At 55.3% G+C, this 15112-nt stretch carries 11 protein-coding genes; 10 read left to right on the top strand and 1 reads right to left on the bottom strand.

The window, feature by feature from the left end; all coding sequences use genetic code 11:
- Positions 1-308: 308 nt before the first annotated feature.
- From mreB to tldD, 7 genes are all read left to right on the top strand, one after another.
- Positions 309-1352 carry a rod shape-determining protein MreB gene (gene mreB / locus ACO0U8_RS08950; protein ID WP_013577291.1) on the top strand — a complete coding sequence of 348 codons (1044 nt, stop codon included), beginning with the start codon at positions 309-311 and terminating at the stop codon, positions 1350-1352.
- Positions 1353-1620: 268 nt separating this feature from the next.
- Positions 1621-2628, top strand: coding sequence for a rod shape-determining protein MreC (gene mreC, locus ACO0U8_RS08945; RefSeq protein WP_056776182.1), 1008 nt, complete (start codon positions 1621-1623; stop codon positions 2626-2628).
- A complete protein-coding gene (gene mreD / locus ACO0U8_RS08940; protein ID WP_056776185.1) occupies positions 2625-3113 on the top strand; it encodes a rod shape-determining protein MreD in 489 nt (162 codons plus the stop codon). The genes mreC and mreD overlap by 4 nt, the downstream gene beginning before the upstream one ends.
- Before the next feature lie 7 nt (positions 3114-3120).
- Positions 3121-3714 carry a Maf family protein gene (locus ACO0U8_RS08935; protein ID WP_122094480.1) on the top strand — a complete coding sequence of 198 codons (594 nt, stop codon included), beginning with the start codon at positions 3121-3123 and terminating at the stop codon, positions 3712-3714.
- Positions 3704-5173: a ribonuclease G gene (rng, locus tag ACO0U8_RS08930; RefSeq protein ID WP_056776189.1), complete on the top strand. Its 1470-nt coding sequence runs from the start codon at positions 3704-3706 to the stop codon at positions 5171-5173. The genes ACO0U8_RS08935 and rng overlap by 11 nt, the downstream gene beginning before the upstream one ends.
- Before the next feature lie 97 nt (positions 5174-5270).
- Entirely contained in the window at positions 5271-9101 is a 3831-nt protein-coding gene (yhdP, locus tag ACO0U8_RS08925) for an AsmA2 domain-containing protein YhdP (RefSeq protein ID WP_421670628.1), read from the top strand.
- A 142-nt stretch (positions 9102-9243) separates the two neighbouring features.
- Positions 9244-10689 carry a metalloprotease TldD gene (gene tldD, locus ACO0U8_RS08920; RefSeq protein WP_056776193.1) on the top strand — a complete coding sequence of 482 codons (1446 nt, stop codon included), beginning with the start codon at positions 9244-9246 and terminating at the stop codon, positions 10687-10689.
- 33 nt (positions 10690-10722) lie between these two features.
- Here the strand turns inward: tldD and aaeR are convergent, their stop codons facing one another.
- Complete coding sequence (aaeR, locus tag ACO0U8_RS08915; protein WP_056776195.1) at positions 10723-11661, bottom strand: HTH-type transcriptional activator AaeR; 939 nt, start codon at positions 11659-11661, stop codon at positions 10723-10725.
- A 282-nt stretch (positions 11662-11943) separates the two neighbouring features.
- On the opposite strand from aaeR, the gene aaeX reads away from it, so the two are divergent.
- Genes aaeX through aaeB form a run of 3 tightly spaced genes read left to right on the top strand, consistent with a single transcriptional unit; the run spans position 11944 to position 15058 of the window.
- Positions 11944-12147, top strand: a complete 204-nt coding sequence (gene aaeX / locus ACO0U8_RS08910) for a p-hydroxybenzoic acid efflux pump operon protein AaeX (RefSeq protein ID WP_015698919.1) — start codon at positions 11944-11946, stop codon at positions 12145-12147.
- A 7-nt stretch (positions 12148-12154) separates the two neighbouring features.
- Entirely contained in the window at positions 12155-13090 is a 936-nt protein-coding gene (gene aaeA, locus ACO0U8_RS08905) for a p-hydroxybenzoic acid efflux pump subunit AaeA (RefSeq protein WP_122094476.1), read from the top strand.
- A gap of 9 nt (positions 13091-13099) precedes the next feature.
- A complete protein-coding gene (aaeB, locus tag ACO0U8_RS08900) occupies positions 13100-15058 on the top strand; it encodes a p-hydroxybenzoic acid efflux pump subunit AaeB (protein WP_390974064.1) in 1959 nt (652 codons plus the stop codon).
- The last annotated feature ends 54 nt before the right edge of the window (positions 15059-15112 follow it).

Raw genomic sequence — 15112 nt, 5'->3', positions numbered from 1 at the left:
GACTCCCTTGCCTGGCATACGGTGCTTATCATCTGGCCGCGGGTTGACGGAGATTCACGGTGAAAGTGTAAGAATTTATGTGCGGTGTTGCTACTTCGCCTGGGTATCTGCCCGAGGTAAACCGAGCCTGCGATACAGAATTATATCGCAGTGCCATCAGCCTCAAAAAGTAACAGCAAGTAAATGGCGACATCGCGGACAATTTTCACGTAAGCAGGACGTTTTTGCGCCTTGTCGCTGCTTCGCGTGGTTGGTAAAGTAGGCGGATTTTATTTTCCGCCCCCAGCTAGCAGGATTATCCTTTCGTTATGTTTAAGAAATTTCGTGGCATGTTTTCCAACGACTTGTCCATCGACCTGGGTACCGCCAATACCCTTATCTATGTAAAAGGACAAGGCATCGTGCTGAATGAGCCATCAGTTGTGGCTATTCGTCAGGATCGTGCTGGTTCACCTAAAAGTGTTGCTGCTGTAGGGCACGACGCTAAACAGATGCTGGGTCGTACTCCCGGCAATATCGCAGCGATTCGTCCAATGAAAGACGGCGTTATTGCCGACTTCTTCGTGACTGAGAAAATGCTGCAACACTTCATTAAGCAAGTTCACAGCAACAGCTTCATGCGCCCAAGTCCGCGCGTGCTGGTTTGTGTGCCGGTCGGCGCAACGCAAGTTGAACGCCGTGCTATTCGTGAATCCGCACAAGGTGCTGGTGCGCGTGAAGTGTTCCTGATTGAAGAACCGATGGCTGCGGCGATCGGCGCAGGTCTGCCTGTTTCTGAAGCGACCGGCTCAATGGTTGTGGATATCGGCGGTGGTACCACCGAAGTGGCGGTTATCTCCCTGAACGGCGTCGTGTATTCCTCTTCTGTACGTATCGGTGGTGACCGCTTCGATGAAGCTATCATTAACTACGTACGTCGTAACTACGGTTCCCTGATTGGTGAAGCGACGGCGGAACGCATTAAACACAGCATCGGCTCGGCGTATCCGGGTGATGAAGTGCACGAAATCGAAGTGCGTGGCCGTAACCTGGCAGAAGGCGTTCCGCGTGGATTCACGCTGAACTCCAACGAAATCCTGGAAGCGTTGCAAGAGCCGCTGACCGGTATCGTGAGTGCGGTGATGGTTGCGCTGGAACAGTGTCCGCCAGAACTGGCTTCCGACATCTCCGAGCGTGGCATGGTGCTGACCGGCGGTGGCGCATTACTGCGTAACCTCGATCGTCTGCTGATGGAAGAAACCGGTATTCCGGTGGTTGTCGCAGAAGATCCGCTGACCTGCGTTGCTCGCGGCGGCGGTAAAGCATTAGAAATGATCGACATGCACGGCGGCGACTTATTCAGCGAAGAGTAATCTCAGCGACGATTTATTTGATGACGGAATGACGGATTTCTTCCTTTATTCCTCTCAAAAAGTGGTCTGCCGGGAAGGTGGTTGTCCGTCAGGTAAAACCTGCAACGTGAAGTGTGCAGTGTTCAATGTGGATCCGCGCAAACACTGGCTGAGCGTCAAAGCTCTGCCGGTGTCTTGGCTATCCCATGAGATTGCCACCTTTTCTCTCAGGGGAAGTTCTGACTTCGACTGACTGAAACCTTCTGTTGCCGAGGAACTCGCATATTTTATGAAGCCAATTTTTAGCAGGGGTCCTTCCCTGCAACTGCGACTTTTTTTGGCTATTCTTACGGCCATTATCCTGATTGTTGCCGACAGTAAAATAGGTACGTTTGTTAAAATCCGCACCTATATGGATACTGCCGTCAGTCCCTTCTATTTTTTGTCAAATGCCCCGCGTGAATTCTTAGATCAGGTTTCCTCGACGTTTGCGACGCGCGGCCAGCTTGAACTGGAAAACCGTGCTTTGCGTCAGGAATTGTTGCTGAAAAACAGCGATCTGATGCTGCTTGGCCAATACAAACAAGAGAATGCCCGTCTGCGTGAACTGCTGGGTTCGCCGTTGCGTCAGGACGAGCACAAAATGGTGACGCAGGTTCTGTCCACCAGCAATGATCCTTACAGCGATCAGGTGGTGATCGACAAAGGCAGCAACAATGGCGTGTATATCGGGCAGCCGGTCATCAGCGATAAAGGTGTTGTCGGCCAGGTCGTTGCCGTTGCCGCACTGACCAGCCGCGTTCTGCTGATTTGTGACGCTTCCCATGCGTTGCCGATTCAGGTGCTGCGCAATGACATCCGCGTCATTGCTGCGGGCAGCGGTTGTGCTGACGATCTGCAACTTGAACATCTGCCAAGCAATACCGACATTCGTGTTGGCGACGTGCTGGTGACGTCCGGTCTGGGCGGTCGTTTCCCGGAAGGCTATCCGGTTGGCGTCGTGTCTTCGGTGAAAGTCGATAATCAGCGTGCTTATACCGTCATTCAGGCGCGCCCGACGGCAGGTCTGCAACGTCTGCGTTATCTGCTGTTGTTATGGGGTTCTGATCGCAACGGCGAGCATCCGTTACCGCCTGATGAAGTTCATCGCGTCGCCAATGAACGCCTGATGCAAATGATGCCTCAGGTATTGCCACCACCGGGTGATATGGGTCCTCCGGCGCCGCTTCCGGCACCTGCAACAGGCACTGTGACCACTCCAGTCAGCACCACGCCTGCGCAGGGAGCACGGCAATGAACAGTTACCGGAGCCACGGACGCTGGATTATTTGGCTATCCTTTGTCATAGCCATGTTGTTGCAGGTCATGCCGTGGCCTGAACAAATCTATATGTTCCGGCCCTCCTGGCTGTTGCTGATCCTGATCTACTGGGTGATGGCTTTACCGCATCGCGTCAACGTTGGCACCGGTTTTATTGTCGGTTTCATCATGGATTTGATCCTCGGTTCCACGCTGGGCATTCGTGCGCTGGCGTTTGCCATCACCGCCTATGTGGTCGCGTTCAAATTCCAGTTGTTCCGCAATCTGGCACTCTGGCAGCAAGCGCTGATTGTCATGGTGCTGTCGCTGGCGGTGGACGTCATGGTGTTCTGGGGACAATTTATGGTGGTCAACGTGTCGTTCCGCCCCGAAGTTTTCTGGAGCAGTGTGGTTGACGGCATTTTGTGGCCGTGGCTGTTCCTGCTGATGCGCAAAATTCGCCGTCAGTTTGCTGTTCAATGAGGATGTTATGACCGCACTTTATCTCGCTTCCGGTTCGCCACGCCGTCGTGAATTGCTGGCTTTACTGGATCTGCCCTTTGAGCGTCTGATCACCGACGTAGCGGAAGAACGCCAGCAGGATGAGGCACCCGACGCTTACGTTTTGCGTCTGGCGAAAGATAAAGCGCGGGCCGGTGTGGCGGTTGCAGATGAGGATCTTCCTGTTCTGGGCGCCGACACCATTGTGGTTCTCGACGGTAAAGTGTTGGAAAAGCCGCGCGACGAATCGCAAGCCGCTGTTATGCTTACTGCATTGTCTGGCAGACAACATCAGGTGATGACCGCCGTCGCTTTTGCTGACCGGCGTGATTGCCTCAGTACGTTGGTTGTGACCGATGTCACCTTCCGTTCACTATCCGCCGATGACATTGCACACTATATTCTGAGCGGTGAGCCCATGGATAAAGCGGGCGCTTACGGTATTCAGGGAAAGGGCGGTTGTTTCGTCCGTGAAATTCGCGGCAGTTACTATGCAGTGGTGGGGCTTCCTCTGGTGGAAACCCAGGAACTGCTCAATGAATTTGCTGCCTTACGCGAGCTTAGGAGAAAACATGACAGCTGAATTACTGGTCAATGTCACCCCGTCCGAGACACGCGTGGCCTACATCGACGGTGGCATTCTGCAGGAAATCCATATTGAGCGCGAAACCAAGCGCGGGATTGCCGGCAATATTTATAAAGGACGTATCAGCCGCGTTTTGCCTGGAATGCAGGCGGCTTTTGTTGATATCGGCCTTGAAAAAGCAGCGTTTTTACACGCTTCAGACATCATGCCGCATACCGAATGCGTTGCCCGTGATGAGCAGAAAAATTTCAATGTGCGTGACATCGCAGAGCTGGTGCATCAGGGCCAGGATCTGATGGTGCAGGTGGTGAAAGATCCCCTCGGCACCAAAGGCGCGCGTCTGACTACCGACATCACGTTGCCTTCACGTTATCTGGTGTTTATGCCCGGAGCATCGCACGTTGGCGTCTCACAACGTATAGAAAGCGAAGCGGAACGCGATCGCCTCAAGCGCATCGTCTCTGAATATTGTGACGAGCACGGCGGCTACATTATCCGTACGGCGGCCGAAGGTGTGGGCGAAGAAGAACTTAAGCAGGATGCGGCTTATCTCAAGCGCCTGTGGACGAAGGTGATGGAGCGCAAACGTCGCAACAAAACCAAATACAAGCTGTATGGCGAACTGGCGCTGGCGCACCGTGTCCTGCGTGATTTTGCCGGTGAAGCGCTGGATCGTATTCGTGTCGATTCCCGCCTGACCTATGAATTGCTGGTCGAATTCACCAGCGAATACATGCCGGAAATGACCAGCAAGCTGGAACATTACAACGGCAAGCAGCCTATTTTCGATCTGTTCGATGTGGAAAATGAGATCCAGCGCGCCCTCGAGCGCAAGGTGGAACTTAAGTCTGGCGGCTACCTGATTATCGATCAGACTGAAGCCATGACGACGGTGGATATCAACACCGGCGCGTTTGTTGGCCATCGCAATCTGGAAGACACCATTTTCAACACCAATACCGAAGCGACACAGGCGATTGCCCGTCAGCTGCGGTTACGTAATCTGGGCGGCATTATCATCATCGACTTTATTGATATGTCGAATGAGGATCACCGCCGTCGCGTGTTGCACAGCCTCGAGCAGGCGCTGTCGAAAGACCGTGTGAAAACCGGTATTCACGGCTTCTCCGCGCTGGGACTGGTGGAAATGACCCGCAAACGCACCCGCGAAAGCGTCGAGCATGTTCTTTGCAGCGATTGTCCGACCTGTCATGCGCGCGGCACTGTGAAAACCGTCGAAACGGTTTGCTATGAAATATTGCGTGAAATCGTGCGCGTGCATCATGCGTATGATTCCGACCGCTTCCTGGTCTACGCCTCTGCGGCAGTGGGCGAAGCGCTGAAGGGCGAGGAATCCCATGCACTGGCTGAAGTCGAAATTTTCGTCGGCAAACAGGTCAAAGTGCAGGTGGAGCCGCTCTACAGTCAGGAGCAGTTCGACGTCGTGATGATGTGATCTGAGCCAACGTGCCAGACGCATCAAGAAGTTACAGGTTTCCATTGCCGTCTGTACGGGAGCGAACCCGCATGGAATGGAAAACAAGGAGAGAAGTTTGAGGCGACTGCCCGGTATTTTATTAACCACCAGCGCAACCCTTGTCGTGATAGTGGCTTTGGTGATCAGTGGCTTACGTCTGGCGTTGCCTCAGTTGAGCCGTTTCCAGAACCAGCTGGTCGCGAAAGTCGAATCTGCGACGGGCGTGCCGATCGAACTGTCACAGATCAGTGCCAGCTGGAAGACCTTTGGCCCGATCATGGAGGTCCGGGGCCTGCAGGTGACGTTGCCGGATTCCACCCTGAAGGTTCAGCGCATCACCCTGGCGCTGGATGTCTGGCAGTCGATGCTGCATCTGCGCTGGCAGTTCCGCGATCTCACTTTCTATAACATGCAGTTGGATCTGAACAGCACGCTGGGCGGAGACAACAATCAGGGCAATGGCCTCAAGCCAAACCGCATCAGCGATATTTTCCTTAAGCAGGTCGATCACTTCGATTTGCGCGACAGCCGTATTTCCTTCCTGACACCGTCCGGCCCGCGCGCCGAATTCGACATCCCGCAACTGACCTGGCTCAACACCCATAACCGCCACCGTGCGGAAGGCCAGCTGAGTCTGTCGAGTTTCAACGGTCAACATGGTGTGGTGCAGGTGCGTATGGATCTCAATGATTCCAACGGATTGCTCAACAACGGCAAGATTTACCTGCAAGCTGATGATATCGATATGAAGCCGTGGTTCAGCCGCTGGCTGCGCAGCAACACCGGCCTTGAGAGTGCCAATTTCAGTCTGGCGGCCTGGCTTACCGTGCGCAACGGCGATGTGTACGCCGGTGATGCGCTGCTGAAAACCGGTTCTGCGACCTGGAAAACCGGCGATGACCAACATCGTCTGGACGTGGATAACCTGACGCTGCACGGCAATCGTCAGGGGAATGGCTGGCAGCTTGGTACGAAGCAACTGAACATCAAAACGGACGGCGTGGCCTGGCCAAAAGGCACTCTGGACGCGCTGTACCTGCCGGAAAACAACGAATTCCTGGGCCCCTCGCAGGGTGAAGAGTTGCGTATTCGGGGTACCAATTTGCAACTGGAACGCCTTGGTCCGGTGATACCGACCTTCTCATTCCTGACGCCTGCTCTGCTCGAACGCTGGCAGGATCTGAAACCGTCGGGCAAGGTCGACAGCCTGGCGCTGGATATTCCTCTCAAACAACCCGAGCACACCCGCTTTATTGCTAACTGGCACGATGTCAGCTGGCAGCGTTGGGAATTATTGCCTGGCATCAATCATTTCAATGGCAGCCTGAAAGGCAGCGTCGCCGGCGGCCAGCTGAACGTCAAATTACAAGACAGCCAGTTGCCTTATGGTGAGATGTTCCGCGCGCCGCTGAACGTCAGTGCCGCAACCGGCTCATTCAACTGGACCAACGATAAAGACGGCTGGGCATTGTCCGGTAAAGACGTGGATGTCAAAGCAGACGCGCTGTGGGCGAAGGGCGACTTCCACTACAACCAGCCTGCGAACGGCGATCCGTGGCTGAGTATTCTGGCCGGTATCCGCCTGTACGACGCCGGTCAGGCGTGGCGTTACTTCCCCGAAAAGCTGATGGGCAAACATCTGGTGGATTATCTCACCGGTGCGATCCAGGCCGGGCAGGTGGATAACGCCACGCTGACCTTCAACGGCAATCCGCATCACTTCCCGTTCAAAAATAACGAAGGGCAGTTCCAGGTGTGGGTGCCGTTGCGCCACTCGACCTTCCAGTTCCAGCCTGAATGGCCCGCGCTGACCGATCTGGATATCGATCTCGATTTTCTGAACGACGGTTTGTTCATGAAAGCCGCGCACACCAAATTGGGCAACGTAGATGGCAACAACGTAGTTGCCAATATCCCGGATTACCTGAAAGAAAAGCTGTTTGTCGATTCTGATCTGCGCGGTTCCGGCAAAGATATCGGTGATTATTTCATGAACACGCCGCTGCACGACTCGCTCGGCAGCGCTTTGCAGGAGCTGCAAATCAGCGGCGAAGTGAATGGTCGCTTACATCTGGATATTCCGCTCGACGGCGAACTGGTTCGTGCTACCGGCGGCGTGACGCTCAAAGATAACAGCCTGCTGATCAAACCGCTGGAAAGCACCATCAGCCACCTCAGCGGGGAGTTCAGTTATGACAACGGGAATCTGCAAAGCAACAGAATGACCGGCAACTGGTTCGGGCAACCGATCAACGTGATGTTCAGTACGCAGGAACTGGCAGACGACTTTAAGATTCAGGTGGGTCTGGATGCGAACTGGCAGTTGTCTAAGTTGCCAGGGTTGCCTGCGGTGGCCGCCAGCAAAATTTCCGGCGGTACGCCGTGGAAGGCTGACGTCAATATTGCCCTGCCGCACAAAGGCACGCCGAATTATACCGTTGATGTGAATGCCGATCTGAAAGATGTAAGCAGTCACTTACCGGATCCTCTCGCTAAGAAAGCTGGCCATTCTATGCCGCTGCTGGTGAAGGTGAAAGGCGATTTGCACAGCTTCAATCTTGAAGGCGTGCTGGCCGGGAAAGATCATTTCAACAGCCGCTGGCTGCTGGGTAAACAGCTCAAACTGGACCGCGCCTCCTGGCAGGCGAACACCAAGAAAACACCGGCGTTGCCGCAAGACAGCAGCCTGACGCTTAACCTTCCGGCGCTGGACGGTGAAAGCTGGCTCGGACTCTTGTCGCCGGAGAAAGCGACGCAGGGCAGCGGCAGCAGTAAAATGGCCGGCTTCAGCTTCCCGCATGAAATTATCCTCACCACGCCGGCGCTGACGCTGGGCGGCCAGGTGTGGAATGACCTGACGCTGCGATCAACGCAGGGGCATCAGGGGCTGGCGATTGCCGCCAAAGGCAAGGAGATCGACGGCACGCTGAACATGAATGACACCGGCCCGTGGCTGGCAAACCTGCGCTACCTGTATTTCAATCCGCAATGGACGGTGGCAGACGTGTCGGAGAGCGGTAAACCGGCGTCGAACCCAACGGGCAATGACAAAATTTCCTTCGCCAGCTGGCCTGCGGTGCAACTGCGCTGCGAAGCCTGCTGGTTCCTCGGCCAGAATTTCCGCAAGGTGAACGCCGATGTGACCCCGCAGGGCGATCAGTTAATGCTGCGCAACGGCCTGATCGACACCGGTGTTGCACGACTGGACGTACAGGGCGACTGGAAACAGAACGATCAGGGCGAGAATACCGGCCTGAAAGGTAAACTGAGTGGTAAAAATATCGATCAGGCGATGTCATTCTTCGGTGTCACCACACCGCTGAAAGGTGCGCCTTTTGATGTGAATTTTGACCTGCACTGGAAATCTGTCCCCTGGAAACCGGATGTCAGCACGCTCAACGGCACGCTGAAAAACGAGCTCGGTAAAGGTGAAATCGCCGACGTTGGCGGTGGTCGCGCCGGGCAGTTACTGCGTCTGGTCAGCTTCGATGCGTTGCTGCGTAAGTTGCGCCTCGATTTCAGCGACACCTTCGGTCAGGGCTTCTATTTTGACTCGATCAAATCGACCGCCTGGATAAAAGACGGCACGCTGCATACCGATGATCTGCTGGTTGACGGCCTGGCGGCGGATATCGCCATCACCGGTAAGGTCAACTTTGTGAGTCAGAAACTGGATTTGGAAGCGGTCATCGCGCCGGAAATTTCAGCCACCGTCGGCGTGGCAACGGCGTTTGTGATAAACCCTGTGGTGGGCGTGGCCGTGTTTGCAGCCAGTAAAGTGCTGGCACCGCTGTGGAATAAAATTTCGCTGATCCGCTATCAGATCACCGGCACCATCGCGGAGCCGCGTATCAATGAAATTCTGCGTAAACCCGTCACCGCGCCGAAGGCTGCTGCCGCGCAGTAATCCCATTCAGGATGGCGGCAGGCAACCTTGTCCGGGCTGTGTTAGGCTGTTAATAACCTTGTAACAATGGATTGTCCGGCGCACTGAGCGACGCATTACGCTTGAGTCCGCCGGATTTTCGTCTAAAAGAGAGTGAACATCTATGAGTCTGGCCTTAGTCAGTGAGCAGTTACTAACTGCCAATAATCTGAGTCATCAGGATCTGTTTTCCGTTTTGGGCCAGTTGTCAGAACGTCGCCTCGATTACGCCGATCTCTTTTTCCAGTCCAGCTTCCATGAAGCCTGGGTAATCGAAGACAGCATCATCAAAGACGGTTCTTACAATATCGATCAGGGCGTGGGCGTGCGTGCCATCAGCGGCGAGAAGACCGGTTTCGCTTATGCCGACCAGATCACCCTCAATGCCTTAAATCAAAGCGCCACCGCTGCGCGCAGCATTGTCCGCGAACAGGGCAATGGCAAAACGCGCACGCTGGGCGAAGTGGCCTACCCGCCCCTGTACTCCGCGCTGGATCCGCTGCAAAGCCTGCCGCGTGAAGCGAAAATTGAGCTTTTGCATCGCGTGGACAAAATCGCCCGCGCTGCGGATAAACGTGTGCAGGAAGTCAGCGCCAGCATTACCGGTGTGTATGAAACGGTGCTGGTGGCCGCCACTGACGGTACGCTGGCGGCAGATATCCGTCCGCTGGTTCGCCTGTCCGTGAGCGTGCTGGTCGAGCAGGATGGCCGCCGTGAACGCGGCTCCAGCGGCGGCGGTGCGCGCGTCGGTTATGATTATTTCCTCGAAACGGTTAACGGTGAAGTGCGCGCCGAAGCGTTCGCGCGTGACGCAGTGCGTATGGCATTGCTCAATCTGACCGCTGTCGCCGCCCCTGCGGGTGGGATGCCGGTGGTTCTGGGCGCAGGCTGGCCGGGCGTGCTGTTGCACGAAGCGGTCGGACACGGCCTGGAAGGTGATTTCAACCGTCGCGGAACGTCCGTCTTTAGCGGTCAGATGGGTAAACTGGTGGCGTCCGAACTGTGTACCGTCGTCGATGACGGTACTATGCACGGCCTGCGCGGTTCACTGGCGATTGACGATGAAGGCGTGCCGGGCCAGTACAACGTGTTGATCGAAAACGGTGTGCTGAAAGGTTACATGCAGGACAAACTGAATGCGCGCCTGATGGGCGTAGCGCCGACCGGTAATGGCCGTCGTGAGTCGTATGCGCACCTGCCGATGCCACGCATGACCAACACCTACATGCTTGCAGGAAAATCTACGCCGGAAGAGATTATCAGCAGCGTCGAATACGGCCTGTATGCGCCGAACTTCGGCGGTGGTCAGGTGGATATCACGTCCGGCAAGTTCGTGTTCTCAACGTCCGAAGCGTATCTGATTGAAAATGGTCGCATCACTAAACCGGTGAAAGGCGCGACGCTGATCGGGTCGGGTATCGAAGCGATGCAGCAGATTTCCATGGTAGGTAACGATCTGGCGCTCGATAAAGGCGTCGGTGTGTGTGGCAAAGAAGGCCAGAGCCTGCCGGTCGGGGTTGGTCAGCCAACCCTGAAACTGGATAATCTGACGGTGGGCGGTACCGCTTAAGTTTTGTTTTAGCCTCCCCTGATCAGGGGAGGTTTACCCCCACGTCGTACCCTTTTTCCCCTGCCTGTAGCCCTGATACACCTTACTGACCTGTTTGAAGTAATCCGTCAGATAGTTAATGCATACCTGCACTTTCAGCGGCAATTTGTCTTTTTCGGTATACAGCGCGTAAACCGGGCGAGGATCTGACTGGTAGCTGCGGAACAAAATCTCCACTTCCCCGGCATTGATTTCTTCGATGATCCACATCAGCGGCACATAAGCGATACCCACCCCGGCTTTCAGCCAGCGGATCATCGTTTGCGAATCATTGGTGACGAAACGCCCCTGCGGATTGATCCGGGTGGTAATTCCCTCGGGCGCGATCAGTTCAAACTCGCTGTCGGGGCGCACGCTGTATTCCAGCCATGAGAAATTCACCATATCCGCCGGTTTTTCCGGCGTGCCGTGCTGAGCCAGATAGCTGCGCGCGGCACACACCACCATGGGCATCGAGCCGAGTTTTGTGGAGAACAGGCTGGAATCCTGCAACGCCCCGACGCGGATCACCAGGTCTAAGCCGTCGGCGATCAGATCCGGCGCCGGAATGCCGGTGACCAGATTAACTGTCAGGCCGGGATATTCACTGAGCATCTCGGCAGTCATGGCAGCAAGAACATTTTGTGCCATTGTCGATGAGCTGCCGATGCGCAACGTGCCGGTGGGTGTGTTGTTGAAGGCGTATAATTGCTCATGCACTTCGCGCACGTCTTGCAGCATTTTCCGGCAGCCCTGATAGTAAATCTTTCCGGCTTCAGTCAGGCCAATGCTGCGTGTGCTTCGGTTTAGCAATTTGATTTGTAAGTCATTTTCAAGTTTTGAAATCGTCTGGCTGATGGCGGAAACGCTCATGTCGAGACGTCGTGCCGCCGCGGTAAATGAGCCGCTTTCAACCACCTGGGCGAAAATTGACATACGCTTTAATCGGTCCATTGTTAATCCTGGCTTAAAAGTGATTTAGATCACCTAACGTTGATCACTTGATAATAAGCAGGCTAATATACTCTCCCGGGCGATAACCATCAGGTCGCATTTTCCTGACGGCTTACCTTCGCACACTTCCCTGGCAACCCCACAGTTTTCGTCGTCACTTCCCGTGAAGATTTATCTCCGGGTTTGTGAGCTGTTGCCTAAAATAATGAATAATGTGTGCGCGGGGCTCACCACACCTTTCTCTGGTCATACTGCCCGTCGTCATAATGTAAGGAATTTTTGATGAGTTTGCTTCCGGTAATGGTGATTTTCGGATTGTCGTTTCCCCCGGTGTTTTTTGAAATACTGCTGGCGCTGGTCGTGTTTTTCCTGCTGCGACGCGTCTTGCAGCCCACCGGGATCTACGACTTTGTCTGGCACCCGGCGTTGTTCAACACAGCATTGTATTGCTGTCTTTTCTACCTGATCTCCTGCATGTTCGTCTGAGGGCGTTGTGAAAAATTTCTCTATAAAAATAATACGTTATGCAATTACGCTGATCCTTGTCGTTCTGGCTGTCATCGCTATTTTCAAAGCCTGGGCGTTCTACACGGAATCACCGTGGACCCGTGATGCAAAATTTACCGCCGACGTCGTCTCTATCGCGCCCGACGTGACCGGCCTGATTACCGATGTCCCGATCACGGACAACCAGCTGGTGAAGAAGGGGCAAATTCTGTTCAAAATCGACCAGCCGCGTTATCAGCAGGCGCTGGACGAAGCGAGCGCTGACGTGGCGTATTATCAGGCACTGGCCGCCGAGAAAAGACGCGAAGCCGGACGCCGCGTGAAACTGGGCGTGCAGGCGATGTCGCAGGAAGAGATAGACCAGGCGAATAATGTTCTGCAAACCGCCCAGCATCAGCTGGCGAAGGCTCAGGCAGCACGTGATCTGGCGGTGCTCGATTTACAGCGCACCGTGGTGGTGGCTCCGGCAGATGGCTGGGTGACTAACCTTACCGTGCATCCGGGGAACTACATCAACCGTGGTTCTACGGCCGTGGCGTTAGTGAAGAAAAACTCCTTCTACATTCTGGCTTATCTGGAAGAAACCAAACTGTCCGGCCTGAGCAAGGGCGATCGCGTGGAAATTACGCCGCTCGGCAGCAACCGCATCATGCACGGCAGGGTCGACAGCGTGGCAGCAGCGGTCACCAACAGCTCTTCTTCTGCGGCGACTAACGGTCTGGCGACCATCGACAGTAATCTCGAATGGGTGCGTCTGGCGCAGCGCGTGCCGGTGAAAATCGTGCTTGATGATGCCGACCAGCAACATCCGTACCCGGCCGGGACAACGGCGACCGTTGTGATCACCGGCAGCCACGACCGTCAGCAGAATGAAGGTTCTCCGTTCCGCCGTCTGTTACATCGCCTGAGAGAGTTTGGCTAAGGCCGGAAAATGAATAGTGTACTTATCCCACGCGTGCGTTTTGCATTTAAGCTGACGTTCGCGATCCTCGGCGCGCTTGTGCTCGGGTTCTATCTGCAACTCGAAACCCCGCGCTGGTCGGCCATGACCGCCGCCATCGTGACCTCCGGCCCGGCGCTGGCCGCCGGCGGTGAGCCGTTCGCCGGGGCAATCCGCCACCGTGGTTTTCTGCGGGTGATCGGCACCTTTATCGGCTGTATTGCTGCACTGGTGATTGTGATTGCCACGGCGCGCGCGCCGGTAGTGATGCTGTTGTTGTGCTGTATCTGGGCGGGTGTCTGCACCTGGTGGTCATCGCTGGTGCGCATCGAGAACTCGTATGCGCTGGGTCTGGCGGGTTATACGGCACTGATTATCGTCGTGACTTCCGCGTCGGCGCCGTTGCAAACGCCGCAGTTTGCGGTGGAGCGGTGCAGTGAAATCGTCCTTGGGATTTGTTGCGCCATCGTCGCTGACTTACTGTTTTCTCCCCGTTCTATCAAAAAAGATATCGACCGCGCTGTCAGCCAGCTGATGCTCGATCAGTTCGCGCTGATGCGGATTTGCGTGAACAACGCCTCGAAAGAAGACATTGATAAATCGTGGAATAATCTGGTGAAGAGCACCACGGCGCTGAACGGTATGCGCAGCAGCCTGATGATGGAGTCGTCACGCTGGCAGCGCTGCAACCGGCGTCTGAAAGCGCTGCACAGCACGTCGCTGAGCATGATCACTCAGGCCTGCGAAACCTATCTGATCCTGCAAGGCACGCCGGAACGGTTATCGCCGGAACTGAAAATGATGTTCGATGAACCGGCGGAGACGGTGGCAGATGTTCACCGCCGGATGAAACAATTACGGCAGGCCATCACCGGCTCGCACAGTGATAACGTCCTGATAACCCTGAGCGCCTGGACCGGTGCGGGCACCCGCGCGCTGTTGCTGATGAAAGGCATCCAGACCAACAGCAGTATCAGCACCATTGAAAGCGGCGTGCTCGATGGCGAAGTGGTGGTGCGCCCTGTGTCGGCAGAGCGCCATCATGCGATGATCAACGGTCTGCGAACGTTCACTGCCACCGCTATCGGCTGCCTGATGTGGCTGTGGACCGGCTGGACCTCGGCCAGCGGCTGCGTGATTATCATCGCCGTCGTGACCTCGCTGGCGATGCGTACCCCTAACCCAAAAGGGATGGCGATGGATTTCATCGTCGGTATGCTGCTGGCTATTCCGGTGGGTTCGATGATGTTTATGCTGATCATGCCCGCCACGCAGCAAAGTCTGTTCCTGCTGTGTCTGATGCTGGGGATTTTCACCTTCTTCATCGGTATCGAAGTGACCAAGCGCCGCCTCGGTATGCTCGGGTTGCTGGCGGGCACCATCAATATTCTGGTGCTCAGTAACCCGATGAAATTTAACGTTACTGCGTTTCTGGATAGCGCGATGGGGCAGGCCATTGGGACGGTGATTGCGATGGCGGTGTTGCTGATTATTCGCGATAAATCGCGCGAAAAAACGGGCCGTACCTTGCTCAACCGCTTCATGAGCAGCGCGGTGTCGGCACTGACCACCAAGGCTTATCGCCGCCGCGAAAACCATCTTCCGGCGCTCTATCATCAGCTCAACCAACTGCTGGTGATGTTCCCGAATGACATCGGTAAATACCGTCTGGCGCTGATGCTGATTATCGCGCATCAGCGGATGAAGATGGCGGAAGTGCCAGTGAACGATGAACTGTCGGCATTCCATAAGAAAATCCGTAATACGGCAGACCACGTGGTGTCGTCATCGGGCGAAGGGAAACGGACGTATTATTATCAGCGTCTGCTGAAAGAGCTGGGCGAGTATCAGGAAAAACTGGTCGAGTACGATGCGCCGCTTAAAGTCACCGAACCGGTTCGTCGCCTGACTGACATGCTGCACCGCTATCAGCATTCATTCCTGGCATAAGCCGATAGTTACCGGCGTAAAGACCACAGGGCCGATGCGGTAACGCACCGGCCT

This window comes from Rahnella sp. EDr1-12 (assembly GCF_049206505.1).
Lineage (GTDB): Bacteria > Pseudomonadota > Gammaproteobacteria > Enterobacterales > Enterobacteriaceae > Rahnella > Rahnella rivi.
The sequence above is the reverse complement of the archived record's forward strand: the minus strand, read 5'-3'. Positions and strand labels throughout refer to the sequence as shown.

Excerpts from the sequence above, each read along its gene's own strand:
- mreB (WP_013577291.1), top strand. The coding sequence starts at position 309 with ATGTTTAAGAAATTTCGTGGCATGTTTTCCAACGACTTGTCCATCGAC.
- aaeR (WP_056776195.1), bottom strand. The coding sequence starts at position 11,661 with ATGGACCGATTAAAGCGTATGTCAATTTTCGCCCAGGTGGTTGAAAGC.
- aaeB (WP_390974064.1), top strand. The coding sequence starts at position 13,100 with ATGAATAGTGTACTTATCCCACGCGTGCGTTTTGCATTTAAGCTGACG.
- mreC (WP_056776182.1), top strand. The coding sequence starts at position 1,621 with ATGAAGCCAATTTTTAGCAGGGGTCCTTCCCTGCAACTGCGACTTTTT.
- mreD (WP_056776185.1), top strand. The coding sequence starts at position 2,625 with ATGAACAGTTACCGGAGCCACGGACGCTGGATTATTTGGCTATCCTTT.
- tldD (WP_056776193.1), top strand. The coding sequence starts at position 9,244 with ATGAGTCTGGCCTTAGTCAGTGAGCAGTTACTAACTGCCAATAATCTG.
- ACO0U8_RS08935 (WP_122094480.1), top strand. The coding sequence starts at position 3,121 with ATGACCGCACTTTATCTCGCTTCCGGTTCGCCACGCCGTCGTGAATTG.
- rng (WP_056776189.1), top strand. The coding sequence starts at position 3,704 with ATGACAGCTGAATTACTGGTCAATGTCACCCCGTCCGAGACACGCGTG.
- aaeX (WP_015698919.1), top strand. The coding sequence starts at position 11,944 with ATGAGTTTGCTTCCGGTAATGGTGATTTTCGGATTGTCGTTTCCCCCG.